We start from the raw sequence: 23592 nt of genomic DNA, 5'->3' as shown, positions 1-23592 counted from the left end.
AATGTCGTTTCTGAAGATCGCCAACCTTCGCAAGTCGTTCGGCTCGCTGGAAATCCTGAAGGACATCAATCTCGAGATCGAGCAGGGCGGGTTCCTGGTGCTGGTCGGCCCGTCCGGCTGCGGCAAGTCCACGCTGCTCAACACCATCGCCGGGCTCGAGCCGATCACCTCCGGCGACATCGCCATCGACGGCCGCTCGGTGGCGGGCTTGCACCCCTCCAAGCGCGACATTGCCATGGTGTTCCAGTCCTACGCGCTCTACCCGAACATGACGGTCGCCGGCAACATCGCCTTCGGCATGGAAATCCGCGGCGTGCCGAAGGTCGAGCGCGACAAGGCGATCAAGCAGGTCGCCGACATGCTGCAGATCGGCCACCTGCTCGACCGCAAGCCGGGCCAGCTTTCCGGCGGCCAGCGCCAGCGCGTCGCCATGGGCCGGGCATTGGTGCGCGATCCGAAGCTGTTCCTGTTCGACGAGCCGCTGTCGAACCTCGACGCCAAGCTGCGCGTCGACATGCGCACCGAGATCAAGCGTCTGCACCAGCGCATGAAGACGACGATCGTCTACGTCACCCATGACCAGATCGAGGCGATGACGCTGGCAACGAAGATCGCCGTGCTGAAGGATGGCGTGCTGCAGCAGTTCGGCACGCCGTCGGAGATCTACAACAACCCGGCCAACATGTTCGTCGCCGATTTCATGGGCTCGCCGGCGATGAACCTTTTGAAGGCGAGGATCGAGGGCGACGGCGGCGCGCTTGCCGTCTCGCTCGCCCGCCCCGAAGCCGAGCCGCTCAGGCTCGTCGTCGACAACGCGCCGCAGGGGCTCGGCGCCTATCGCGGCAGGGAGGTGATCTTCGGCATCCGCCCCGAGGCGCTCACCGATCCCGAAGGCGCCGACCACAACGCCCGCACGATCGCGCAGGGCGATTGCCTGATCGAGGTGGTCGAGCCCGCCGGCGCCGACACCTTCGCCGTGACACACCTCGGCGGCAAGGAGATCGTCGCGCGCCTGCGCGCCGATGCGCGCATCGCCGCCGGGCAGAAGGCCCGGCTCGCCTTCAATCTCGACAAGGCCGTGTTCTTCGACCCCGACAGCCAGCGCCGCATTGCCTGAGACGACAGCATGACCACGCAGCCCGACATCGTCATCATCGGCTCCGGCATCGGCGGCGCCACGATCGCCGCCGGCCTGGCCCCGACCGGAGCCGGCATCCTCATCCTCGAGGCCGGCGAGCGGATCGAGGACCGGCCGGAAAACCGCGACCAGCGCGCGATCTTCCAGCGCGGCCACTTCCGCCCGAAGGAGACCTGGTACGAGGCCGGCGGCGAGGGTTTCAACCCCGGCAACTACTACAATGTCGGCGGCAACTCGAAATTCTATGGGGCGGTGCTGGTGCGCTACCGCCGCGAGGATTTTCTGGAGATGCGCCACCGCGACGGCCTCTCGCCGGCCTGGCCTTTTCCTTACGAGGAACTGGAGCCGTGGTACACGCAGGCCGAGCGGCTCTACCAGGTGCGCGGCACGCTTGGCGAAGACCCGACCGAACCTGCGCATTCCGCCCCCTACCCCTTCCCGCCCGTGCCCGACGAGCCGGCGATCGCGACGGTGCGCAAGCGGCTGAAATCCGCCGGCATGCACCCCTATGCCCTGCCGCTCGGCGTCGACATCGAGCGCTGGCTGAAGAAGGCGAAGACGCCGTGGGACGCCCATCCCAACAGCGACGACGGCAAGATGGACGCCGAGACCGCCGCCCTTGTCGAGGCGCTGAAGCATCCGAACGTCAGGCTCCAGACCGGCAGCCGCGTCACGCGCCTCTACACCGCCCCGCACGGCCGGGCGATCACGACGGTGCGCTACATGCGAGACGGCGAAGAACACAGCGTCTCGCCGAAGCTTGTCATCCTTGCCGCCGGCGCCGTTCAGTCCGCCGCCCTGCTGCTGCGCTCGGCGAGCGAGGCCTTCCCGCGCGGGCTCGCCAATTCCTCCGACCAGGTCGGCCGCAACTTCATGAACCACAATTCCAGCGCGGTGATCGCCATCTCGCCGCGCTATCGCAACGATTCGGTCTACCAGAAGACTTTCGGTTTCAACGATTTCTACCTCTCGGACGGCGCCGGCGGGCCGCCGCTCGGCAACGTCCAGCTGCTCGGACGCATCTCGGGAAAAATCCTCAAGGCGAACATGCCTCAGGTGCCCGAATGGCTGCTCGATCGCGTCTCTCAACACGCGATCGACTTCTACGCGATGAGCGAGGACCTGCCGCATCCGGAAAGCCGCATCACCGTCGACGGCGACCGGATCGTGCTGAAATGGACCCGCACCAACTGGGACGCCCATCTGGAACTGGTGGCGAAGCTGAAGGCCGTGCTGAGGAAGGCCGGCTTCCCGATCGTGCTGTCGCGCGCCTTCGACAAGCGCACGCCTTCGCACCAGTGCGGCACCATCCGCATTGGCAACGACCCGGCGACGGCGCCACTCGACGTCTATTGCCGCTCGTACGATCACCCGAACCTCTTCGTCGTCGACGCCGCGTTCCTGCCGACCTCGGCCGCCGTCAACCCGGCGCTGACCGTGGCCGCCCAGGCGCTGCGCGTTGCAGACCACATCCGGACAAGGGAGTTTGCCGCATGACCGGCCCGTCTCGACCGCTCGCCATCGTCACCGGCGGCCGCCGCGGCATCGGCCTCGGCATCGCGCGCGCCCTTGCCGCCGACGGCTTCGACATCGCCATCACCGGCATCGGCGAAACGGACGCCAGCACCGACCGGATGCTCGCCGACCTGGCCCAAACCGGCGCCAAGGCGGCCTATTTCAAGGCAGACCTTGCCGAAGTGTCGGGTCATGCCGCAACGGTCGAGGCGGTTCTCGACGCCTTCGGCCGCATCGATTGCCTCGTCAACAATGCCGGCATCGCCTCGGTGGTGCGCGGCGACTTCCTTGATCTTGAGCCGGAAAACTTCGACACGATCGTCGCCACCAACCTGCGCGGCACCGTGTTCTTCACCCAGGCCGTGGTGCGCGCCATGCTGGCCGCGCCCACTGCCGGGCCGCGCGCGATCGTCAACATCACCTCCGTCTCGGTAACCCTGAGCTCCCCGGAACGGCTCGACTACTGCATGACCAAGGCGGGGCTCGCGGCGTTCAGCAAGGGCCTGGCGCTGCGGCTGGCCGAGACCGGAATATCAGTGTTCGAGATTCGCCCCGGCATCATCCGCTCGGACATGACCGCGGGCGTCTCGGCGAAATACGACGCGCTGATCGACGGCGGTCTGGTGCCGATGAAGCGCTGGGGCGAGCCGGACGACATCGGCGCTGCCGTCTCAGCCCTCGCCTCCGGCCGCTTCGCCTTCGCCACCGGCTCGGTGATCGACCTGGACGGAGGACTGTCGATCGGGCGGCTGTGAGGCTGCATGAAGCCCCTCCCCTGGTGGGAAGGGATTGGGGAGGGGAGCACAGTCACCGCAAACGAACCCCTCCCGTCGCTCCGCTCGACCTTCCCACAATCGGGAGGTCTGGGTGGTGCCGCACCGGGACGCTGGCAAGAATTTGAGGAAAACGTGCATGGCTTACGACTACATCATCACCGGCGCCGGACCGGCCGGCTGCGTGCTCGCCAACCGCCTCAGCGAGGATAAGGACGTACGGGTGCTGCTGCTGGAGGCCGGCGGCGGCGACTGGAACCCGCTGTTCCACATGCCGGCGGGCTTTGCCAAGATGACCAAGGGCGTCGCCAGCTGGGGCTGGGAGACCGTGCCGCAGAAGCACATGAAGGGCCGCGTGCTGCGCTATACCCAGGCCAAGGTGATCGGCGGCGGCTCCTCGATCAACGCCCAGCTCTATACCCGCGGCAACGCCGCCGACTATGACCTGTGGGCGAGCGAGGACGGCTGCGAGGGCTGGGACTACCGCTCGGTGCTGCCCTATTTCAAGCGCGCCGAGGACAACCAGCGTTTTGCCGACGACTACCATTCCTATGGCGGCCCGCTCGGCGTCTCGATGCCGGTCTCCGGCCTGCCGATCTGCGACGCCTACATCCGCGCCGGCCAGGAGCTCGGCATTCCCTACAACCACGATTTCAACGGCCGCCAGCAGGCCGGCGTCGGCTTCTACCAGCTGACCCAGCGCAACCGCCGGCGTTCCTCGGCCTCGCTCGCCTACCTCTCGCCGATCAAGAACCGCAAGAACCTGACGATCCGCACCGGCGCCCGCGTCGCCCGCATCGTGCTGGAGGGCACCCGCGCCGTCGGCGTCGAGGTCGTCACCGCGCGCGGCATCGAGACGATCCGGGCGGAGCGCGAGGTGCTCGTCACCTCCGGCGCGATCGGCTCGCCGAAGCTGCTCCTGCAATCCGGCATCGGCCCGGCCGACCACCTGAAAGCGGTCGATGTCGACGTCAAGCACGACCTGCCCGGCGTCGGCTCCAACCTGCAGGACCACCTCGACCTGTTCGTCATCGCCGAATGCACCGGCGACCACACCTACGACAACGTCGCCAAGCCCCACCGCACGCTGTGGGCCGGGCTGCAATACGTGCTGTTCCGCTCCGGCCCGGTCGCCTCGTCGCTTTTTGAGACCGGCGGTTTCTGGTATGCCGATCCCAATGCCCGCTCGCCCGACATCCAATTCCATCTCGGCCTCGGCTCCGGAATCGAGGCCGGTGTGGAAAAGCTGAAGAACGCCGGCGTCACGCTGAACTCGGCCTATCTGCACCCCCGCTCGCGCGGCACCGTCCGGCTGTCCTCGGCCGACCCGTCGGCCGCGCCGCTGATAGACCCGAACTACTGGGCCGACCCGCACGACCGGAAGATGTCGATCGAGGGGCTGAAGATCGCCCGCGAGATCATGCAGCAGGCGGCGCTGAAGCCCTTTGTGCTCGCCGAGCGGCTGCCCGGCCCGAAATGCCTCACCGACGAGGACCTGTTCGACTATGGCTGCGCCAACGCCAAGACCGACCACCATCCCGTCGGCACCTGCAAGATGGGCACCGGCCACGATGCGGTCGTCGGTCTCGACCTGAAGGTGCGGGGGCTGGAGGGCCTGCGGGTCTGCGACTCCTCCGTGATGCCGCGGGTGCCATCCTGCAACACCAATGCACCGACGATCATGGTCGGCGAAAAGGCGGCTGACTTAATCCGTGACTTTCCGCCGCTTTCGCCGCAGATTTTCGCCCATGAACGAAACGACACGCGGCCGCGCGCCCGTGCCGAGGTCCGATAGGAGCCCGCCTTGATCCGGCACTGCGTCTTCATCCGCTTCAAGCCCACTATTTCAAAGGCCCAGAAGGCGGAGATCTTCGACGAGATCGCGGCGCTGAAGGGCCGGCTGCCCGGCCTGCTGGCCGTGCACGCGGGGACGAACGTCAGCCCGGAAGCGGGGATGGACAAGGGCTTTTCCGACGGCTTCATCGTCGATTTCGACGACAGCTTCGCCCGCGACGCCTATCTCGCCGACGAGGAACACCGCAAGACCGGAGTAAAGATCGTCGCCGCCGCGCTCGACGGTGCCAAGGGCATCCTCGTCTATGACCTCGAAACCGAGGATTGATCGCGCATGATCGACGATCCCCGCGCCTTCCTGGCCTCCTTGTTTGACGAAGCCGTCAAGGCTGCCGACCCGCTCATCGCAATCCGCGCGCACCTTCCCGAGAAGCCGAAGGGCCGCACCGTCGTCGTCGGCGCCGGCAAGGCGGCAAGCCAGATGGCAGCGGCGCTGGAGAGCCTGTGGGACGGGCCGCTCGAGGGTGCCGTCGTCGCCCAGCATGGTCCTGTCGCTGCCTGCCGGCAGATCGAGGTCCTGCAGGCCGCCCATCCGGTGCCGGACGCGGCGGGGCTCGCGGCCTCGCAAAGACTGCTGCAGGCGGTGCAGGGCCTCACTTCGGACGATCTCGTCATCGCGCTGGTCTCCGGCGGCGGCTCCTCGCTGCTGCCGGCGCCGGCGGGCAACCTGACGCTCGAGGACGAGATCGCCGTCAACCGGGCGCTGCTCGCCTCCGGCGCGCCGATCTCGGCGATGAACGTGGTGCGCAAGCACGTTTCCCGCATCAAGGGCGGCCGCCTGGCGCATGCCGCCGCGCCGGCCAGGGTGGTCAGCCTGATCGTTTCCGACATCCCCGGCGACAACCCGGCCCATGTTGCCTCCGGCCCGACCGTGCCGGACGGTTCGACGCCCGAGGATGCACTGGAGATCGTCCGCCAATACCGCATGTCCCTGCCCGAATGCGTGATGGCGCACCTGGCATCGGACGCCGCGGCCGCCGCCGGCCCGGCCGACCCGGCCTTCGGCAATCATGAGCATCACGTCATCGCGTCTGCCCGCGTCTCGCTGGAAGCGGCGGCCGACCGCGCCCGCGCCGCGGGGATCGAGACCGTCATCCTCTCCGATTGCATCGAGGGCGAAGCGCGCGACATCGGCCTGATGCATGCGGCGATCGCCCGCGAGGTGCGCAGCCGCAACCGTCCCTTCCCCACGCCGGTCCTCATCCTGTCCGGCGGCGAGACGACGGTAACGATCGGCGAGGGAAGCCATGGCAGAGGCGGCCGCAACAGCGAGTTCCTGCTGTCCTTCGCCATCGCCATCGACGGGCTCGCCGACATCCATGCGCTTGCCGCCGACACCGATGGCCGGGATGGCTCGGAGCACAACGCCGGAGCGTTCGCGGACGGCGATTCGGTCGCGCGCATGCGCGCCGCCGGCGAAAATCCGCGCGCACGCCTGCTCGGCCACGACGCCTACAGCGCCTTCGACGCGATCGGCGACATCTTCACGACCGGGCCAACCGGCACGAACGTCAACGATTTCCGTGCCATCCTGATCCGCTGACGCGCGACCAATCGCCCCCGTTGACACCGGCGATCCGGACAGCGATCATATCGCATGACTTCGTACGCTGTTCAGACCGGTTGCCGAAACCAAGTTTGTCCCATCGCAGGACATTAGCCCGAGTCCGGTCGCAGTCGCGCCCCGGATTTCGGGGACCTTGCTGATTGCTTTCCAAGGCGCGCGACACCAAATCGACACAACAGCATTTCGCAGCGCACGGGTGCATCCCGGCGGCGACAGAGAGGTATTTAATCATGAGCTCCAACCCCAAGAACAAACCGATGATCACCGTCCGGGAGTCCGACTACGCCCGGCTGAACGATCTGGCGCAGGCATCGCTTGACCGGAACTACGAGGTGGCGGACGAGCTGCTCAACGAACTGGAGCGCGCTTCGGTCGTACTCGACGACCAGGTCGCCTCGAACGTCGTGCAGATGGGCTCGACGGTGACCTACGAGACGGATGACGGCCAGGCCAGGACCGTGACGCTCGTCTACCCCGCCGACGCCGATATCGAGCAGGGCAAGGTGTCGATCCTGACGCCGATCGGCGTGGCCCTTCTCGGACTGTCGCCGGGACAGTCGATCGACTGGCGCGCCAGGGGCGGCCAGAGCCATCAGTTGAAGGTCACCGCGGTCAAGGACCATCTCGCAGAGGCCTGAGCTTGCGGCCACCGGCGCCGTGCCTTGACTTTGGGGTGCGCATGGTTAGATAGGCACCATGCTGATGTTGTCGTCTCTTTTCGGGCAGGATGTGCTGCGGCTCAAAGCGCCGCATCTGCCCGGTCGTCGCGCGCTTTGCGCACGGCCGGGTTGAAGTCCCTGCCGCAGGTGCCGGGGCTGGCACCGAGAACGACCACTTGCCGCCGCAAAATGCCCGTGGGGCGGCGGATTTCTTCCGGACTGGAAACGAGCGGATAACCGAGACGCGGCGGTTGAACGTCCGTCCGACAGAATTGGAGACCGTCGGCGCTGCCGCAGTCTCCGGATGCGGCCTTCCATTAGACGAAAGACCCGAATGTCCATGCAGACGCCCTATTACCTGATCGACAAGTCGAAACTGCTCCAGAACATGGAGAAGATCGCGCATGTGCGGGAGAAGTCCGGTGCCAAGGCGCTGCTGGCGTTGAAATGCTTCGCGACCTGGTCGATCTTCGACCTGATGCGCGAGTACATGGACGGCACCACCTCGTCGTCGCTGAACGAGGTGCGGCTCGGCCACGAGCGGTTCGGCAAGGAGACCCATGCCTATTCGGTCGCCTATGCGGACTACGAGATCGACGAGGTCGTCTCCCACGCCGACAAGATCATCTTCAACTCGATCGGCCAGCTCGACCGCTTCTCCGAGAAGGCCTCCGGCATCGTCCGCGGCCTGCGGCTCAACCCGCAGGTCAGTTCCTCGAGCTTCGACCTCGCCGACCCGGCCCGGCCCTTCTCGCGGCTTGGCGAATGGGATGTCGCTCGCGTCGAGAAGGTCATGGACCGGATTTCCGGCTTCATGATCCACAACAACTGCGAGAACGCCGACTTCGACCTGTTCGACCGCATGCTCGGCACGATCGAGGAGCGTTTCGCCCCGCTCCTGAGAAAGGCCGAATGGGTCAGCCTCGGCGGCGGCATCCACTTCACCGGCGAAGACTACCCGATCGACCGCTTCGCCGAGCGGCTGAAGCGGTTTTCCGGCGAGTACGGCGTGCAGGTCTATCTCGAGCCCGGCGAGGCCTCGATCACCAAATCGACGACGCTCGAGGTCAGCGTCCTCGACACGCTCTACAACGGCAAGAACCTCGCCATCGTCGACAGCTCGATCGAAGCCCACATGCTCGACCTTTTGATCTACCGCGAGAGCGCCAAGCTCGCGCCCAACAAGGGCCCGCATCGCTATATGGTGTGCGGCAAGTCGTGCCTGGCCGGCGACATCTTCGGCGAGTTCGATTTCGAGCACGAGCTGAAGGTCGGCGACCGGATTTCGATCCAGGACGCGGCCGGATACACAATGGTCAAGAAGAACTGGTTCAATGGCGTGAAAATGCCGGCAATCGCCATCAGGGAACTCGATGGCTCCATCAGGACTGTCCGCGAATTCACCTACGCGGACTACGAACAGAGCCTCTCCTGAGGCTCAGCACGGGTAGAAGGAGATATCCCCCGAAATGAAGAAGAACGTTCTCATCATCGGCGCCGGTGGCGTGGCACAGGTCGTGGCGCACAAGTGCGCCCAGAACAACGATGTATTGGGAGACCTTCATATCGCCTCGCGCACGAAATCGAAGTGCGACGCGATCATCGAATCCGTGCATGAAAAGAAGGCGTTGAAGCAGCCGGGCGTTTTCGAGGCCCACGCGCTCGACGCCCTCGACATCGAGGCGACCAAGGCGCTGATCGAGAAGACCGGCGTGCAGATCGTCATCAACGTCGGCACCGCCTTCCTCAACATGTCGGTGCTGCGCGCCTGCATGGACACCGGCGTCGCCTATATCGACACGGCGATCCACGAAGAACCCGGCAAGATCTGCGAGACGCCGCCGTGGTACGCCAACTACGAGTGGAAGCACGCCGACGAGTGCAAGGAGAAGGGCATCACCGCCATTCTCGGCGCCGGTTTCGACCCGGGTGTGGTCAACGCGTATGCGCGGCTCGCCAAGGACGAGTACCTCGACAAGGTCACCGAGATCGACATCGTCGACATCAACGCCGGTAGCCACGGCAAGTACTTCGCCACGAACTTCGACCCGGAGATCAACTTCCGCGAATTCACCGGCGTCGTCTATTCCTGGCAGAAGGGCCAGTGGCAGACCAACCAGATGTTCGAGATCGGCAAGGAATACGACCTGCCGGTGGTCGGCAAGCGCAAGGCCTATCTCTGCGGCCACGACGAGGTGCACTCGCTGGCGAAGAACATGGAGGGCGCCGACGTGCGCTTCTGGATGGGATTTGGCGATCACTACATCAACGTCTTCACCGTTCTGAAGAACATCGGCCTGCTTTCCGAAAAGCCGGTCAAGACGGCCGAGGGGCTGGAAGTGGTGCCTCTGAAGGTCGTCAAGGCCTGCCTGCCCGATCCCGCCTCGCTGGCCCCGAACTACGAAGGCAAGACCTGCATCGGCGACTTCGTCAAGGGCATCAAGGACGGCAAGGAGCACGAGGTCTTCATCTACAACGTCGCCGACCACAAGGAGGCCTATGAGGAGGTCGGCTCGCAGGGCATCTCCTACACCGCCGGCGTCCCGGCGGTCGCTGCCGCCATGATGGTCGCGAACGGCGAATGGGACGTCAAGCAGATGGCCAACGTCGAGGAACTGCCGCCCAAGCCGTTCCTGGAAACCCTCGGCCGCATCGGCCTGTCGACCTGGATCCGCGAGAACGGCCAGGAACGCGCCCTGTTCGCCTGAGCGATTTCAAGACATCCCTTGTGACATCGAAGACCCGCGGCACCCCCGCGGGTCTTTTGCATGCGGCCGCAGGCAGGCACTCCTGGAACATTCGGCGCCCCTTGCTGTTCGCTGCACACCCGCTGCCGCAGAACGCGCGGTGTCCATAGCGGCCAGCCAACTCATCCCTGGAGGATCTGCCGGCCATGAACGAGCAGGACAGGCTTGAAGTCGTCGCCCGTCTGAACGCGCTACGCCGTCTCATGACCAGCGTGCTGGCGATCATCGCCGGCGAGCAGCGTGGTCGGGCGCAACTCGAACAGCTTCTGGAAGAGATCGAGGCGGTCCAGGATCAGGAGGAAGACCCCGGCGTCGATCCGTCGCTGGCCTTCATGATCCAGACCAAGACGGACGACGAGATGAAATCCATCCTCTCGGCGGCACTGGAACGCGCCCGCTCCTCGTCCTGAGAACTTGTCCCGGGAGGCTCCCGCGCGCTGCAACCACAAGCGCGCGGATTTGGATGACGCTCAGTATCCGCCGATGATCGGCAGGATTTCGCCGGTGATGTAGCTCGAGCAGTGCGGCGAGGCGAGGAAGACGTAGGCCGGCGCGATTTCCTCCGGCTGCGCCGGGCGCTTCATCGGCGTCTGCGAACCGAACTTGCTGACGTCCTCGGCCTCCTTGTCGGAGGGATTGAGCGGCGTCCAGACCGGGCCGGGCGCCACGGCGTTGACGCGGATGCCCTTCGGCACCAGTTGCGAGGCCAGCGAGCGGGTGAAGGCGTGGATGCCGCCCTTGGTCATCGAGTAGTCGAGCAGCGCCTTGCTGCCCTCGAGCCCGGTCACCGAGCCGGTGTTGATGATCGCCGAGCCGCTCTTCAGGTGTGGCACCGCCGCCTTGGCCATGTGGAAATAGCCGTAGAGGTTCGTCTTCACGGTCTCGTCGAAATGCTCTTCGGTGAGGTCCTCGATGTCCTTGCTGTGTACCTGGAACGCGGCGTTGTTGACGAGAACATCGAGGCGGCCGAAGGCCTTTACCGCCTGTTCCACCGCCGACTGGCAGAAGGCGGCATCCTTGACGTCGCCCTTGAGCACCAGGCATTTCCGCCCCTCCTTCTCGACGGCGGCCGCCGTGGTCTTGGCGTCCTCCTCCTCGGCGAGATGGGTGATGGCCACGTCGGCGCCCTCGCGGGCAAACAGCACCGCCACCGACCGCCCGATGCCGGAATCGCCGCCGGTGATCAGCGCCGCCTTGCCCTCCAGCTTGCGCGAGCCGATATAATAGGGCGCGTCATACATCGTCTCCGGTGTCAGCGCGCCCTCGTGGCCGGGCTTGGGCTGATGCTGCGGCGGGAATGGCGGCTCGGGGTACTTGCGTGCCCCTGCCTGCATCGCAGCGGCTTTGCCGCTGTCCTTCTGGCTGCGATCGGACTGGCCGACCTGCTCCTGGATATGCCGCTGCTTGTCGGCGGTCGATCGATCCGGCATGGCTCGTCTCCTCGTTGTCTGCTCCTCGTAGATGGGTTGCGTGGCTCGCCGCCGGCCGCACCGGCGGCACGCAAGGCACTACTCTCCGGTGTGGGCGCCGCGATCAGGACAGCTGTCCCGTCAGCCAGCGCAGCACGGTTGCGATGATGCCCGGCCTTCGCGGGGCGATCATCTCGCGGATGCGGGCGGCGGTATAATCGGCGCTCGCCGACGATCCGACATGGCAGCCGCAGACGATATCGTGCAATTGACCGTCGGTCAGTTCGAAGAAGCGTTTTGCCTCCCCGTAGGTATCGCCGGTCAAGCCGGCGGCCTTGAGGAGCGGGTCGCTGAAGGCCACTGAGAGCGCGGATTCATCCGCCCGCATGCTGTTGCGCACGTCGAACGGTCGATACTCCGTTTGCGGCAACGTCGCGACCCGATGCTCCGGTGTGCGCTCCAGTGCCTCGGCCCAAATCCGCAGCCGGTCGGTTCGTGACAGGGCCTGGCTTGGAAAGGACCCGATTCCTGCGACCGAACGCAGTTGTTCCGCCGTTTGATATTCCATCGTGGCCTCCACATTGTGCAGCCTTCGTGCGCTGCATGCCGGAGAAAACCAAACCGCTCCGGCGGCGGAACGTTCCATTGCCGTTTCAGCCGGCCCTTATTGCGCGTGCTGGCCGCCGGGACGGGCAACCTTGTTCAGGGCCGCACCGGCCGAACCCGCTTCGGCAACTGCGGCGTCGCCGATCGAGACGACGCCGGTCAGGCGCTTGTCGCGGTTGACGACGGGAAGCCGGCGAACCTGCAGCTGGCCCATGTTGCGAGCCACCGCCTCGACCTCCTCGTCCTCGAAGCAATACTTGACGTCCTGCGACATGATCTGTCGGACGGCCGTGTCGCCGCCCAGCCCGTCGGCGAGCGCCCGCACAACCAGGTCGCGGTCGGTGATCGTGCCGACCAGGCGGCCGTGTTCGCCCACCGGCATGAAGCCGATCTCCGCATCGCTCATGCTTCTGGCGACGTCGGCGATGCTCTGGTCCGGACTTGCGATGCGGACATCGCGCGACATGATCTCGGAAACCTTCATGGCGATGCTCCTGCTGTGGTGTGCGCCTGGGTCAATGCTTCGACTTGACGTGGTCCGGCTTGCCCTTCTGGCTCGTGGACGCCATCTTCTCGAGCTCCTTCTCGCTCATGGATTTCTCCATTTCCTTCGAGGCGCCCTTCAATTCGCCCTTCTTCTTCTCGCCACGCTTGGCTGCGAGCGCAGCACCTGCGGCCATCTGCTGTGCCTTCGATTTTGCCGGCATGGTTCTACCTCCTGTTCCATGGGCCGTTAACAGCCATGGTCAGGTAAAGTTCCGGCTTTGGGCGTTGCCGAGGACGTGATCCCGCCCCGGACGGACAGTCCGGCAGGCGCCGCGGTTCAGCCCGCCTTCTGGCCGTGCCAGGGGCGGGCCGGACAGAGGCTCCCGGTCAGTTCCTCGTAAAGGGAGGCATATTGCAGCGCGCTGGTCTCCCAGGAGAAGTTGGTCTTCATGCCCTGCACCTGCAATCGGGTCATCCGATCCGGTTGCCGGAACAATGCCATCGCCCGGTCGATCGCGTGGCAAAGTTCATCGGCCGTCGTCGGGTGGAACTGGATGCCGGTCGCGGCCCCGGCGGCCATAGCCGCATCGTTGGCGTCGATGATGGTCTCCGACAGGCCGCCGGTGCGCGCCACGATCGGAACGGCGCCGTAGCGCAGCGCGTAGAGTTGCGTCAGTCCGCAGGGCTCGAAGCGGGACGGCTGCACGATGAAATCCGTGCCGCCGTGAATGCGGTGCGCAAGTGCCTCGTCGTAGCCGATCGAGACGGCGACGTGGTTTGGATAGAGCCGCGCCATCTCGTGCAGCCGCTCCTCGTAATCGTGGTCGCCCTGTCCGCAGACGATCAGCCGCCCTTCCCCGTCGACGATATGCGGAACGCAAGCGATGACCAGGTCGATGCCCTTCTGCCACGTCAGCCGGCTGACCACCGAGAAGATCGGTCCGTCGCCATCGGGCAGGCCGAGCCGGTTGGTGAGGTACCTGCGGTTGAGGCCGCGCCGGGCGAGCGTCTCGGGACAGAAGCCGCAGATCAGGTGGGGGTCCTGCTCCGGGCTCCAGACGTCGGTGTCGATCCCGTTGACAATGCCACGCAACGACCGCCGCCGCGCCCGCAACACGCCCTCCATCCCCATTCCCAGCCCCTCGGACAAGATTTCCCGCGCATATGTGGGGCTGACGGTGGTGAGCATATCGGCCGTCTGGATGCCGCCCTTCAGGAAACTGACGTCACCGTAGTATTCGAGGCAGTCGATCGTGTAGGCCTCGGGAGGCAGCCCGAGTTCGGGCAGCCCCTGGAGGGGAAACTGGCCCTGGAAGGCGAGGTTATGGATCGTCAGCACCGACGGCACCGCGCTGTCCATGCCGTGACGCATATAGACGGAGGTGAGCGCGCTCTGCCAGTCGTGGGTATGGACGAGGTCGGGCCGCCAGCCCGGCACGGCGCCGCCGACGATTCTCGCCCCGGCCAGCGAAAGCACCGCGAACCGGGCGCTGTTGTCCGGAAAATCTGCGCCGGTCTCGTCCAGATAGGGTCCGCCCGGCCGATCGTAGAGCTCCGGCAGCTCGAGGACGTAGAGCGCGTTGGCATCTACCTGCGTCGATATGAGGCTTGCGCTGTGGCCGAGCAGGTCGAGCTCGGCGGCGCGGCGACGCTTGCCGATCGCGCTGATGACGGCCGGGTAGCCTGGCAGCAGGGTCCGCGTCTCGATCCCGTGAGCTGTGAGCGCCTTCGGAAGCGAGCCCGTGACGTCGGCAAGGCCCCCTGTCTTGATGAGCGGATAGAATTCCGAGGCGACGGACAGGACCTTCACGGCAACGCGGTCTCCCATTCCGGCGGCGATGGGTGGATGGTGTATGGTATCATTCAAACCAGCCCTTGCCGACCGTTGTTCGGGGAGCCGGCATCGCCGCAAACGATATATTTCCCTTGACAGGCGGTGGCGGCGGAGACGCCGACGGTCTCGCAATGCGGGCGTTTCAAGGTCGGACGCAAGGCGCGTGCCTGCCGCAGAGGCTGCTGCCGGACAGGTCCCGCCCGTGCCAGACACCGGCCATCGCGCCCGCCCCTTGTTCCTCTGTCGACTTGGGTGGGGCCAGGTTCTCGGTGCGATCCGAAACCGCCTGACGCGCCGCATGGAAGCAGATGGCGCATTCCGTGTGCTGTTCGACGCTTATGATGTCTTTCTTCCCGCATGATCGCGTCACTATGTCCGTAGGGTCCCGACAGAGGCAGGTCGATCATGACGAACATCGCGCACATGCAGGAACAGCGACTGAAAGCACTGGAGCTGACGCGGTCGGGCCCGCCGAGGCTGCCGTCCAACCCGTTCTTCGGCGTCGGTCCGATAACCGACGCGGCCACCGACGAGGTGGACAGCCGGCTGCGGCGCCTCGCCTTCGACGCGTGGATCGAGAAGACCTATCGGAAGTTCGACGACCGGGGCAACGACATCGGCGGCTTCACCACCGCCGAGATCTCCCGCAGCATGCACCGCGGCTACCCGGCCGACAAGATTCTCACCGACATGATGCGGGCGATCCATCGCTACTTCGAGTTCCCGAAGACGAACCGGATGGCCGTCGGCCTCGGCGGCGGCCACAGCGGCTACACCGTCTGCGTCCAGCACCTGATGAACGCCAACGACGCCGGCCAGCACGTCTATGTCGACACGCCGCGCCCCGAGTCCGACCCGGCCCGCGCCGCCGGCTTCTTCCGCCAGTCCTGGGCCACCCAGCTGATCGAGATGCAGCGCTTTGCCGAAAAAGGCTGCGAGAGCCGCATCCATTTCGCCGCCGCCGAAGGGGTGATCCCGACGGCTGCCGAGCTGTCGGCGCTGGGCATTTCGATCTTCGTCGGCGTCGGCCACGAGACGACCGGCGCCAACGCCTATACCAGCGGCGAGATCCGCGAACTTCTGGAATGGCTCGACGGCGACCCCGCCAACCGCCATGCGGTGTTCGACGCCACCTCGATGCTCGGCGCCATGCCGTGGGAACCGGAACTGGTCCGCGCCGTGATGGCGAAGTGCTGCCTGTTCATGCCCTTCCAGAAGGCGATCGGCGGCATCTCCGGCTATTTCGTCGCCTCGTTCACGCCGCACGCCCTGGCCTTGATCGAAAAGAACCAGCAGGATCCCGCCTGGGCCATCCCGCGCCAGCTGAAGATCGCGCCGCCCGTCGATCCGAAGCAGCCGCTGTCGGCCAAACGCTCTGTCGACGCAGGGCCGTTCTACGACGCGGCCGAAGACCGCATGCTCGGCGGCGTCATCAACACCTACAGCGCGCTCGCCTTCGCCGAGACGACGTTCAACCTGCTGCAGTCGGAGGCCCGCGTCGGCTCCGTCGTCGGGCTCAACCGCCGTTCGGCCGAGAACCGCAGGGTGATCGACGATTGGGTCGCCACCCATCCGTTGCTGTCGCTGACCGTTTCCGATGCCGAGCGGCGGGGCGCGGCAGTCACGCTGCTGAAGGTCGAGGACGACGGCATCACCGATCCGGATATCCACGCCCGCATCATCGCTCGCTCCAAGCAGCTGCTCGGCTATGAAGGCATCACCCATCCGAACGGCGAATACGAGCCCGGCCTCGACGCGGCCCGCTACGTCAACGCCTTCCCGGGCACGCCCGGCGACTACCGCGCCTGGGTCGGCGGCATCCGCGAGCCTGAGGACGTGGTGGCGCTGCTGGAGAACCTGCAATACGCCTATCTTCGCGCCAAAATCGTCGTTCTCGAAGAGGAACTGGCGAAGCACGGCGCCACCTTCGAGGCCCCCGCCAGCAGCGCCGGCCCCATCCGCAAGGACGATCCGGCGCGCGCCTATACGGTGCTGATCGCCGATCTCGTCGGCCTGCGCTTCGGCCCCGACGGAAAGCCGGATCACAGCGAGGTCAAGGCCTATGTCGAGGAGAAGGGCGGCGTCTTCCATCTCGGCCCGCTCGGCGACCGTTCGGCGCTGGAGAAGGGCCGTATCCACTTCTTCTACCAGCCGGAGCTCAGCACCGAGGCGGAGATCCTGCCGCAGACCGACAAGGGCCAGTATGACGCGCTGATTGCGGCGGCGACGTTCATTCCGAAGGCCTCCGTCTTCCCGCTCGGCGGCGTTCGCATCGGCGCCGGCACCGGCAACATGGGCTCGGCCTCCTGGGGCGGCGGCAACGGCGAAGGCGGCGAGGCGCCGCTGATGAACACGCCCGGCATCAACAGCCGGGCCACCGCCCAGATGGCGATGAAGGCGATCCTGCGGGTCCTGCCCGACCTGCCGGTCGACAGGCTGCACCAGATGGTGGCCGGCGGCGACTTCGACACCGGCCGCCAGCTGAAGGACTTTCCGACCTCCAAGCTCGAGGGCAGGAAGATCGCCGTCCTCGGCTACGGCAATATCGGCCGCGAGGTCGCCAGGCTCGCCAAGGCCTTCGGCATGAAGGTGGCGATCTACGCCCGAGAGCGTCACAAGCGCTGGATCGAGGCGGAAGGTTTCGAATATGCCGCAAGCCCGGTTGCCGCGGCGACCGGCGCCGACGTGCTCTCGGTCCACATCGGCCTCGGCCGCCTCGATGCGACGACCGGCATCTACTCCAACGCCGGCACCGTCGACGCGAAGGTGCTCGGCGCGATGAACGACGGCGCGGTGCTGGTCAACTACGACCGCGGCGAGGTCGTCGATGCCGCAGCCCTCGACGCGGCGCTGACGTCCGGCAAGATCGCGCACGCGGCGATCGACGCCGACCTCTTCAAGGACGTGGCGACCGGCAAGCTCAGCGGCCCGATGCTGCCCTACCTGCCGCTCGAGGCGCGCCACAAGGGTAGGCTGGAACTGCTGCCGCATGCCGCCGCCGACACCGACCATCCCTCGCGGGTGAGCGGGGCGAAGCAGGCGGTCGACCAGATCTTCGACGTCATCCGCTTCAAGTCGGTCACCAATCTGAAGGGCGACCTGCCGGAGGGCTACGTGGATGCCGGCAGCCGCACCCCCGCCGGCATCGGCCAGGTGACGAAGCAGGCGGTCGCGGAGGCCGGCAACCAGGCGGCACTCCTGGCCGAACTGCGACAGACCTCGGAAAAGGTCGCGGCGATCCTTGGCGCGCTTTCCGCCATCTCCGATCCCGGCCATCGCGACCGGATCGTGACGCGCTACACCGGCCTGCTGGTCGAAAGCGCCGACCGGCAGCGGGCGCTGCTGGAGCAGCTGGGCCTGTACGGGGCGGCGGCGGAGTAAGGGCGGCGGCGGAGCAGGCCAGCCGGCGCAATGCCGCAACGGCTTGCCCACCCCCAGTCGTGGGCTGGCCGTGATCGGCGGTTTGCCGCCAGCTCGTCCGGCCGGCTCGAGCGGCCGCTCAGAATCGCTCGAGCGCGTGGCGGTCGCGGATCTCGATCATGCGGCCGCGCACGACGACGCCGGACTGGCGCAGCTTCGAAAAGGCCCGCGACAGCGCTTCCGGCGCAAGTCCGAGCTTGCCCGCCAGCACGTTCTTCTGGAACGGAAGCCGGAAGGAGAAGCTGGTCGATCCGCTCGGGCAATTGCTGAGGATGTAGTTGGCGACCCGTTCCGGCGCGGTGTGCAAACGATCCTGCGCGAGAAGGTCTTCCACCATCTTGCTGCGATGACAGAGGAGTTCGATGAACGCCTGCGCCACATCCGGGTTGGACACGGCCAGCTGGCGGAGCCTGCGGCCGTCCAGCCGTGCGATGATCGATGCTTCGGCGGCCCGTGCGCTCGCCGTTGCGTGGTGGCCCAGGAAGATCGCGCTTTCGGCGAACACCTCGCCGGCCTGGAGCACCGCGAGATCGGCTTCGCGCCCGTCCTTGCCGACCCGATAGAGGCGGACCAGACCGGACAGTACGACGAAGACTTCATCGATGCCGTCGCCCTGGCGAAACAGCACGTCGTCCTCCTCGTGGGTGGAAACCGTCGCGTCCTCGATGACGGCTTCGCTCGTCGAACGCGGCAGCCGGCCCAGGAAGGAGGATTTCAGCAGGATCGCCCTGTCATTTGAAGTCAATCGCAATGTCTTCATAACGCACACGCCAAAAAAGGATTGCAATCATTGTAGCCGCTCGTCGCGGCAAGCTGTTTGACCCTGGTCAAAAAGCACCTGCAGTCACGCTCGATGCGGGATGTCCTGCCGGCGAACGACGTCGGTCGTCACCGCCTGCTCGTGTCCGGCCTGTCGTCGCCGTCGTCGAGCACCCGCCAGGCGGCGCCGTTGAGGTCTTCGTACTGACCGCTCTTCAGAGCCCAGAGAAAGGCGACGAGCCCGAGCCCTCCGAGAAAGAGGGCGATCGGGATGAGATAGACGAGCATGGTCATGCGGTTGCTCCACTCGAGCGCAATGCCGGCGCGGCGCCGCTCGGCCGGCGTGAGGCCGCGACGGCCGATCCCCTCAGCCGCAGGGCGTTGGCGACGACCACCAGCGACGACGTCGACATGGCGATGGCGGCGACCAACGGTGTCGCGTAGCCGAGCATGGCGATCGGCACGGCGATGATGTTGTAGCCGATAGCCAGCCCGAAGTTCTGGCGGATCAGCCGGCCAGCGCGCCGCGACGTCTCGATCGCGAATGGCACGGCGGAGAGCTCCTGATGCATGAAGACGAAATCGGCAGCCTGCCGCCCGACGTCGGCGGCCGTCGCCGGCGCCATCGAAACATGCGCGGCACGCAGGGCCGGCGCGTCGTTGATGCCGTCGCCGACCATCAGCACCCGGTGGCTGCCCTCGGCGGCGGCGCTGCACGCCTCCACCTTGTCGCGCGGCGAAAGGCCGGCCCGCCAGCTGGCAATACCGAGCCTGTCGGCGAGGGCGGCGACCACGGGGGCGCGGTCACCCGAGAGGATGCCGGTCGCAAGGCCGAGCCGGCCGAGCGCTTCGATGCTCTCGCGGGCCGCCGGCCTCAGCTGGTCGTCGAAGCGGAAGCAGGCCAGCTCCCGGCCATCGAGCGACAGGATGGTTTCCGATTGCGCACCGGCCGCTTCCGGCTTGCCGCCGGCGAAGGCGCGGTTGCCGAGCCGGTAGGTTCCCGCTTCGGTCATCGCCTCGACGCCGGCGCCCGGAATCTCGCGGATCTCGCCGGCGAGTGGCGCAACCGCCTCCCCCGCCGCCTCGTAGAGCGCCATAGAGATCGGGTGGCGCGAATTGCCGGCCAGCGCTGCGGCGATCGCCATCGTCCCCGGCGCGATCTCGTCCCGGTTGACAAGCCGCGGCCGGCCGATCGTCAGCGTGCCGGTCTTGTCCAGCAGCACCGTGTCGATCTCGGCAAGCCGCTCCATCGCCGATCCGTCCTTGACCATCACGCCGTTCTGGAAGAGCCGCCCGGCGGCTACGACCTGCACGACCGGCACGGCAAGGCCAAGCGCGCACGGGCAGGTGATGATGAGCACCGCGACGGCGGCAAGCATCGCCTGGTGGGCAGAGCCCCCGACGATCATCCAGCCGGCGAAGGTGAACAGCGCCAGCAGGTGGACCGCCGGCGAGTAGTAGCGGGCGGCGCGGTCGGCAAGGCGCCTGTAGCGGGCCCGGCCGCCTTCGGCCGCCTCCATCAGGCCCATGATTTCCGCAAGGAAGGAATCGCGCGCCGCGGCGGTCGCCTCCAGCGTCAGCGGGCCAGTCAGGTTCAGCGTTCCCGCCTGCACGACGTCGCCGACACCGATCGGAGCCGGCTCGCTTTCGCCGTTGACGACGGAGCGGTCGAGGTCGCTCGTGCCGGCAAGCACGCGCGCGTCGACCGGAATCCGTTCGCCGGCCGCGATCAGCAGCCGTTCGCCGGGCCGGATCGCCTCGACGGCCCGGTACTCGCGCGATCCGTCGGGATTGACGACGGTGGCGCCGCGCGGCGACAGGCGGGCAAGGCCGCTGATCGCCGAGCGCGCCCTTCCGCGCATCATGTGATCGAGCGTGCGCCCGATCAGCAGGAAGAAGAGCAAGGTCACCGTGGCATCGAACCAGGCATGCTCGCCGTGCCCGATCGTCTCGTAGAGCGACATGGCGTAGGAGAGCGTGATCGCCAGCGCGATCGGCACGTCCATGTTGGTGCGGCCATGACGAAGCGCGTTCCAGGCGGACTGGTAGAAGAAACGTCCGGCATAGACCAGCGCCGGGGCGGCGATCAGTGCCGAGATCCAGTGGAAGAGGTCGCGCGTCGCCGCATCCGCCCCCGACCAGACCGACACCGACAGCAGCATGATGTTGGTGGCGGCAAATCCGGAGACGGCCACGGCCAGGATCAGCTGCTTGAGGGTGTTGTCGTCTTCATCTTCGCCGGCGGTAAAGAGATGGATGTCGTAGCCGCGGTCGCGGATGGCCTGGGCGAAGGTGCCCGGATCGGTGCGCCTGCCGTCTGTGTTCTCCTTCCAGACCACCGTCACCCGCCGCGAGGACAGGTTGACGCGCGCCCGCTCGACCTCCGGCCGGGCGCGCAGCGCGTCCTCGATGGTCGTGATGCAGGCGCCGCAATGCACGCCGGGAACGCTGAGCTCGGTCTGCCGCGACCCGTCGCCGAGCGAACGGCTGACCAGCCAGAGCTCCTCGGCGGAGGGCAGCGCGCTACCGCCGGTGGCGAGATTCGGCGCCGCCTCTGCGCCCACGGCACAGCAACTCATTTTCCATCTCCCGTAGCGATGAACCGGACGGCCTGGCGATAGATGGTCTCCCCGCCGGCCAGAACCCTGAGATCGGCGATCCACTGGCCCTTCTTCAGGCTGCGGCCCGCGACGAAGACGCCGTCGGCCTTCCGGTCGAGCTCGATCTCGAAGTCCTCATGCTCCTCGACCGGCCGCTTGAACGAGGCAAGCACGCGGTCGGCGGTGGGCAGCGGCTTGCCGTCCTGCACCAGCACATAACGGAACTGGCCGGACGCCGTCTCGATCCTGCCCTCGATGCCGCTCGCGGCCAGACGCTCGGCTTCGGCGACCTTCGTGTTGAATTCCTGGCTGGCGATATAGGTGTTCTGCACGACCAGGCCGCTCCAGCTGCGGCTGGCGTTCCATGCCATCAGCGCGTTGGCCGTGAAGATCGTGCCGAAGAACAGCAACAGCACGGCCATCATGTGCCAGCCGGTGAACCTGCGCGAACGTTTGGTGGCGAGGCTGCTCATCTGGTTGATCCTCCGGGCAGGTTGAAACTGGCTTCATAAACATCCCGCTCCTCGCCGGACAGATCCTCGGCGACCAGCGTGAAGCCGTGCTCGGCCTCAGCCAGCCTGCCCTTCGGCAGGGTGACGAACACCTTGAGCGAGGTGACCCTGTCCGGCTCGACGGAGACCGCAAAGCTGCGGCCCTGTTCGGGATCGTGTCCGGAGACGCGCATGACGGCGGAAGGCATGCCTTCGATCGTCAGGAGGATGGTGCGCTGCTGGGGGATCATGTTGAGCACCTTGACCATATATCCGTTGCGCACCGAACCGTCCGATTCGATCACGAACTGCGGGTTGCGGTCGTGCAGCACGTTAAGGTCGAGCCGCTCACGGGTGAGCAGGGCATAGAGCAGCGCCAGGCCGACCAGCGACCAGACGCCGAAATAGAGGAGGATGCGGGGCCTGAAGATGATGCGCCAGTCGAAATGCCGCACCCGGTCGGCAAACCCGCCGTCGGCGTTGCGGACCTTTCGCGGATCGATCCGCTTGGCGCCGCTGTCGGTTGCGAGCGCCATATTCTCGGCATAGTCGCTGAGCGTCGCATAGGAGATCAGCCCGCGCTCGCGGCCGAGCTTGTCCATCACCCCGTCGCAGGCATCGATGCAGAGCGCACAGGTAATGCACTCGAGCTGCTGGCCGTCGCGGATGTCGATGCCCATCGGGCAGACCGCCACGCAGGCGTTGCAATCGACGCAATCGCCGACGACCTCGCCCGCCGCCGCCGCCTTCTTGGCGTGCCGCGAGCGCGGCTCGCCGCGCCAGTCGTTGTACGTGACGACGAGCGAGTTCTCGTCCAGCATGGCCGCCTGGATGCGCGGCCAGGGACACATGTAGGTGCACACCTGCTCGCGCATCAGCCCGCCCAGCACATAGGTGGTCGCCGTCAGGATGGCGACGGTGGTGTAGGCGACGGCCGGCGCCTCGAGTGTCACCAGGTTCTTCAGAAGCCCGGGCGCGTCGGCGAAGTAGAAGATCCACGCTCCGCCGGTCGCAACGGCGATCGCGAGCCAGATCGTGTGCTTGGCAACCCGCTTGGTGATCTTTTCGAGGGTACAGGGACCGGCATCGAGACGTATGCGCGCGTTGCGGTCACCTTCGATGAAGCGCTCCACCACCAGGAACAGGTCGACCCAGACCGTCTGCGGACAGGCATAGCCGCACCAGGCGCGCCCGACCGCCGCGGTGACCAGGAACAGGCCGAAGCCGGCCATGACCAGCAGGCCGGCGACGAAGAAGAATTCCTGCGGCCAGATCTCGATGAAGAAGAAGTAGAAGCGGCGCGAGGCGAGATCGAGCAGCACCGCCTGATCCGGCGCATGCGGCCCGCGATCCCAGCGGATCCACGGCGTGAAATAGTAGATGCCGAGCGTTACCAGCATCACCAGCCATTTGAACTGGCGGAAGCGCCCTTCAGCCCGCTTCGGAAAGATCTTCCGGCGCTTTTCGTAGAGCGGCTTGCGCATGCGCGCGGCATTGACCGGTTCGACATCGAGCCGTTCGGCGGCAGCTTTGGTCTGGGACTGGTCAAGCATCATGGCCTTCCGGGATCATTCGCGTATGCCGCGAGGTTTGCCCGACCCGCCCCCCGCGCACCTTGATCTGCGTCAAGTCTGCGCCGCGGGGCGCTTGTGCCGGGACCTGAACAGCAAGACGCCGCCTTCCCGCAAAAACGTTGGAAAGGCGGCGTTCCCGGGCCGTCGTCCGCAGATTTCC

21 protein-coding genes are annotated in these 23592 nt (G+C 66.5%); 11 read left to right on the top strand and 10 right to left on the bottom strand.

Translation table 11 applies throughout. From position 1 onward, the window contains the following. The first annotated feature begins 1 nt into the window (after nt 1). The 10 genes from C7449_RS13530 (at nt 2) to C7449_RS13485 (ending at nt 10663) form a co-directional block, all read left to right on the top strand. Nucleotides 2-1117 (top strand): ABC transporter ATP-binding protein, encoded by a 1116-nt coding sequence (locus C7449_RS13530; RefSeq protein WP_108003647.1) that lies wholly within the window; start codon nt 2-4, stop codon nt 1115-1117. Nucleotides 1118-1126: 9 nt separating this feature from the next. Beyond that, nucleotides 1127-2635, top strand: a complete 1509-nt coding sequence (locus C7449_RS13525; RefSeq protein ID WP_108003338.1) for a GMC oxidoreductase — start codon at nt 1127-1129, stop codon at nt 2633-2635. Then, a complete protein-coding gene (locus C7449_RS13520) occupies nt 2632-3408 on the top strand; it encodes a 3-ketoacyl-ACP reductase (RefSeq protein WP_108003337.1) in 777 nt (258 codons plus the stop codon). The genes C7449_RS13525 and C7449_RS13520 overlap by 4 nt, the downstream gene beginning before the upstream one ends. Nucleotides 3409-3565: 157 nt before the next feature. Continuing rightward, the gene (locus C7449_RS13515; protein WP_108003336.1) at nt 3566-5221 is read left to right on the top strand and encodes a GMC family oxidoreductase; all 1656 of its coding nucleotides are present in this window, start codon (nt 3566-3568) and stop codon (nt 5219-5221) included. Between the two features lie 9 nt (nt 5222-5230). Continuing rightward, nucleotides 5231-5548 carry a Dabb family protein gene (locus tag C7449_RS13510; protein WP_108003335.1) on the top strand — a complete coding sequence of 106 codons (318 nt, stop codon included), beginning with the start codon at nt 5231-5233 and terminating at the stop codon, nt 5546-5548. A 6-nt stretch (nt 5549-5554) separates the two neighbouring features. Continuing rightward, entirely contained in the window at nt 5555-6823 is a 1269-nt protein-coding gene (locus tag C7449_RS13505; RefSeq protein WP_108003334.1) for a glycerate kinase type-2 family protein, read from the top strand. 254 nt (nt 6824-7077) lie between these two features. Further along, nucleotides 7078-7485, top strand: coding sequence for a nucleoside diphosphate kinase regulator (rnk, locus tag C7449_RS13500; RefSeq protein ID WP_108003333.1), 408 nt, complete (start codon nt 7078-7080; stop codon nt 7483-7485). Between the two features lie 361 nt (nt 7486-7846). Continuing rightward, on the top strand, nt 7847-8941 hold the full coding sequence (gene nspC / locus C7449_RS13495; RefSeq protein ID WP_108003646.1) for a carboxynorspermidine decarboxylase: 1095 nt from the start codon (nt 7847-7849) through the stop codon (nt 8939-8941). A 34-nt stretch (nt 8942-8975) separates the two neighbouring features. Beyond that, a complete protein-coding gene (locus C7449_RS13490; protein ID WP_108003332.1) occupies nt 8976-10214 on the top strand; it encodes a saccharopine dehydrogenase family protein in 1239 nt (412 codons plus the stop codon). A gap of 185 nt (nt 10215-10399) precedes the next feature. Next, nucleotides 10400-10663: a hypothetical protein gene (locus C7449_RS13485; RefSeq protein WP_108003331.1), complete on the top strand. Its 264-nt coding sequence runs from the start codon at nt 10400-10402 to the stop codon at nt 10661-10663. Nucleotides 10664-10723: 60 nt separating this feature from the next. Here the strand turns inward: C7449_RS13485 and C7449_RS13480 are convergent, their stop codons facing one another. The 5 genes from C7449_RS13480 to glgA form a co-directional block, all read right to left on the bottom strand. Then, a complete protein-coding gene (locus C7449_RS13480; protein ID WP_108003330.1) occupies nt 10724-11683 on the bottom strand; it encodes an SDR family oxidoreductase in 960 nt (319 codons plus the stop codon). A 103-nt stretch (nt 11684-11786) separates the two neighbouring features. After that, on the bottom strand, nt 11787-12308 hold the full coding sequence (locus tag C7449_RS13475; protein ID WP_146165083.1) for a hypothetical protein: 522 nt from the start codon (nt 12306-12308) through the stop codon (nt 11787-11789). Between the two features lie 18 nt (nt 12309-12326). Continuing rightward, entirely contained in the window at nt 12327-12752 is a 426-nt protein-coding gene (locus C7449_RS13470) for a CBS domain-containing protein (RefSeq protein ID WP_108003328.1), read from the bottom strand. A 31-nt stretch (nt 12753-12783) separates the two neighbouring features. Then, nucleotides 12784-12975 carry a DUF3008 family protein gene (locus tag C7449_RS13465; RefSeq protein WP_108003327.1) on the bottom strand — a complete coding sequence of 64 codons (192 nt, stop codon included), beginning with the start codon at nt 12973-12975 and terminating at the stop codon, nt 12784-12786. 116 nt (nt 12976-13091) lie between these two features. Then, nucleotides 13092-14564: a glycogen synthase GlgA gene (glgA, locus tag C7449_RS13460; RefSeq protein WP_108003645.1), complete on the bottom strand. Its 1473-nt coding sequence runs from the start codon at nt 14562-14564 to the stop codon at nt 13092-13094. A 429-nt stretch (nt 14565-14993) separates the two neighbouring features. On the opposite strand from glgA, the gene C7449_RS13455 reads away from it, so the two are divergent. Then, nucleotides 14994-17969 (top strand): NAD(P)-dependent oxidoreductase, encoded by a 2976-nt coding sequence (locus tag C7449_RS13455; RefSeq protein ID WP_108003326.1) that lies wholly within the window; start codon nt 14994-14996, stop codon nt 17967-17969. A gap of 118 nt (nt 17970-18087) precedes the next feature. Here C7449_RS13455 and C7449_RS13450 read toward each other — a convergent pair whose 3' ends face one another. The 5 genes from C7449_RS13450 to ccoG all read right to left on the bottom strand — a co-directional run bounded on the left by C7449_RS13450 (nt 18088) and on the right by ccoG (nt 23411). Continuing rightward, entirely contained in the window at nt 18088-18768 is a 681-nt protein-coding gene (locus C7449_RS13450; RefSeq protein ID WP_108003325.1) for a Crp/Fnr family transcriptional regulator, read from the bottom strand. A gap of 128 nt (nt 18769-18896) precedes the next feature. Then, on the bottom strand, nt 18897-19061 hold the full coding sequence (gene ccoS, locus C7449_RS13445) for a cbb3-type cytochrome oxidase assembly protein CcoS (RefSeq protein ID WP_108003324.1): 165 nt from the start codon (nt 19059-19061) through the stop codon (nt 18897-18899). Then, nucleotides 19058-21346: a cation-translocating P-type ATPase gene (locus C7449_RS13440; protein WP_108003323.1), complete on the bottom strand. Its 2289-nt coding sequence runs from the start codon at nt 21344-21346 to the stop codon at nt 19058-19060. Before C7449_RS13440 ends, ccoS begins: the two co-directional genes overlap by 4 nt. Further along, entirely contained in the window at nt 21343-21840 is a 498-nt protein-coding gene (locus C7449_RS13435; RefSeq protein WP_108003322.1) for a FixH family protein, read from the bottom strand. The genes C7449_RS13440 and C7449_RS13435 overlap by 4 nt, the downstream gene beginning before the upstream one ends. Next, nucleotides 21837-23411, bottom strand: coding sequence for a cytochrome c oxidase accessory protein CcoG (gene ccoG / locus C7449_RS13430; RefSeq protein ID WP_108003644.1), 1575 nt, complete (start codon nt 23409-23411; stop codon nt 21837-21839). The genes C7449_RS13435 and ccoG overlap by 4 nt, the downstream gene beginning before the upstream one ends. Between the last annotated feature and the right edge of the window lie 181 nt (nt 23412-23592).

Origin of the sequence: Mycoplana dimorpha (genome assembly GCF_003046475.1) — a bacterium.
Classification (GTDB): Bacteria; Pseudomonadota; Alphaproteobacteria; order Rhizobiales; family Rhizobiaceae; genus Mycoplana; species Mycoplana dimorpha.
The sequence above is the reverse complement of the archived record's forward strand: the minus strand, read 5'-3'. Positions and strand labels throughout refer to the sequence as shown.

Bases quoted from the DNA above. Each gene is read 5' to 3' on its own strand.
- C7449_RS13530 (WP_108003647.1), top strand. From the start codon at position 2: ATGTCGTTTCTGAAGATCGCCAACCTTCGCAAGTCGTTCGGCTCGCTG.
- C7449_RS13525 (WP_108003338.1), top strand. From the start codon at position 1,127: ATGACCACGCAGCCCGACATCGTCATCATCGGCTCCGGCATCGGCGGC.
- C7449_RS13520 (WP_108003337.1), top strand. From the start codon at position 2,632: ATGACCGGCCCGTCTCGACCGCTCGCCATCGTCACCGGCGGCCGCCGC.
- C7449_RS13515 (WP_108003336.1), top strand. From the start codon at position 3,566: ATGGCTTACGACTACATCATCACCGGCGCCGGACCGGCCGGCTGCGTG.
- C7449_RS13505 (WP_108003334.1), top strand. From the start codon at position 5,555: ATGATCGACGATCCCCGCGCCTTCCTGGCCTCCTTGTTTGACGAAGCC.
- rnk (WP_108003333.1), top strand. From the start codon at position 7,078: ATGAGCTCCAACCCCAAGAACAAACCGATGATCACCGTCCGGGAGTCC.
- nspC (WP_108003646.1), top strand. From the start codon at position 7,847: ATGCAGACGCCCTATTACCTGATCGACAAGTCGAAACTGCTCCAGAAC.
- C7449_RS13490 (WP_108003332.1), top strand. From the start codon at position 8,976: ATGAAGAAGAACGTTCTCATCATCGGCGCCGGTGGCGTGGCACAGGTC.
- C7449_RS13485 (WP_108003331.1), top strand. From the start codon at position 10,400: ATGAACGAGCAGGACAGGCTTGAAGTCGTCGCCCGTCTGAACGCGCTA.
- C7449_RS13480 (WP_108003330.1), bottom strand. From the start codon at position 11,683: ATGCCGGATCGATCGACCGCCGACAAGCAGCGGCATATCCAGGAGCAG.
- C7449_RS13475 (WP_146165083.1), bottom strand. From the start codon at position 12,308: ATGGAACGTTCCGCCGCCGGAGCGGTTTGGTTTTCTCCGGCATGCAGC.
- C7449_RS13470 (WP_108003328.1), bottom strand. From the start codon at position 12,752: ATGAAGGTTTCCGAGATCATGTCGCGCGATGTCCGCATCGCAAGTCCG.
- C7449_RS13465 (WP_108003327.1), bottom strand. From the start codon at position 12,975: ATGCCGGCAAAATCGAAGGCACAGCAGATGGCCGCAGGTGCTGCGCTC.
- C7449_RS13455 (WP_108003326.1), top strand. From the start codon at position 14,994: ATGACGAACATCGCGCACATGCAGGAACAGCGACTGAAAGCACTGGAG.
- C7449_RS13450 (WP_108003325.1), bottom strand. From the start codon at position 18,768: ATGAAGACATTGCGATTGACTTCAAATGACAGGGCGATCCTGCTGAAA.
- ccoS (WP_108003324.1), bottom strand. From the start codon at position 19,061: ATGACCATGCTCGTCTATCTCATCCCGATCGCCCTCTTTCTCGGAGGG.
- C7449_RS13440 (WP_108003323.1), bottom strand. From the start codon at position 21,346: ATGAGTTGCTGTGCCGTGGGCGCAGAGGCGGCGCCGAATCTCGCCACC.
- C7449_RS13435 (WP_108003322.1), bottom strand. From the start codon at position 21,840: ATGAGCAGCCTCGCCACCAAACGTTCGCGCAGGTTCACCGGCTGGCAC.
- ccoG (WP_108003644.1), bottom strand. From the start codon at position 23,411: ATGCTTGACCAGTCCCAGACCAAAGCTGCCGCCGAACGGCTCGATGTC.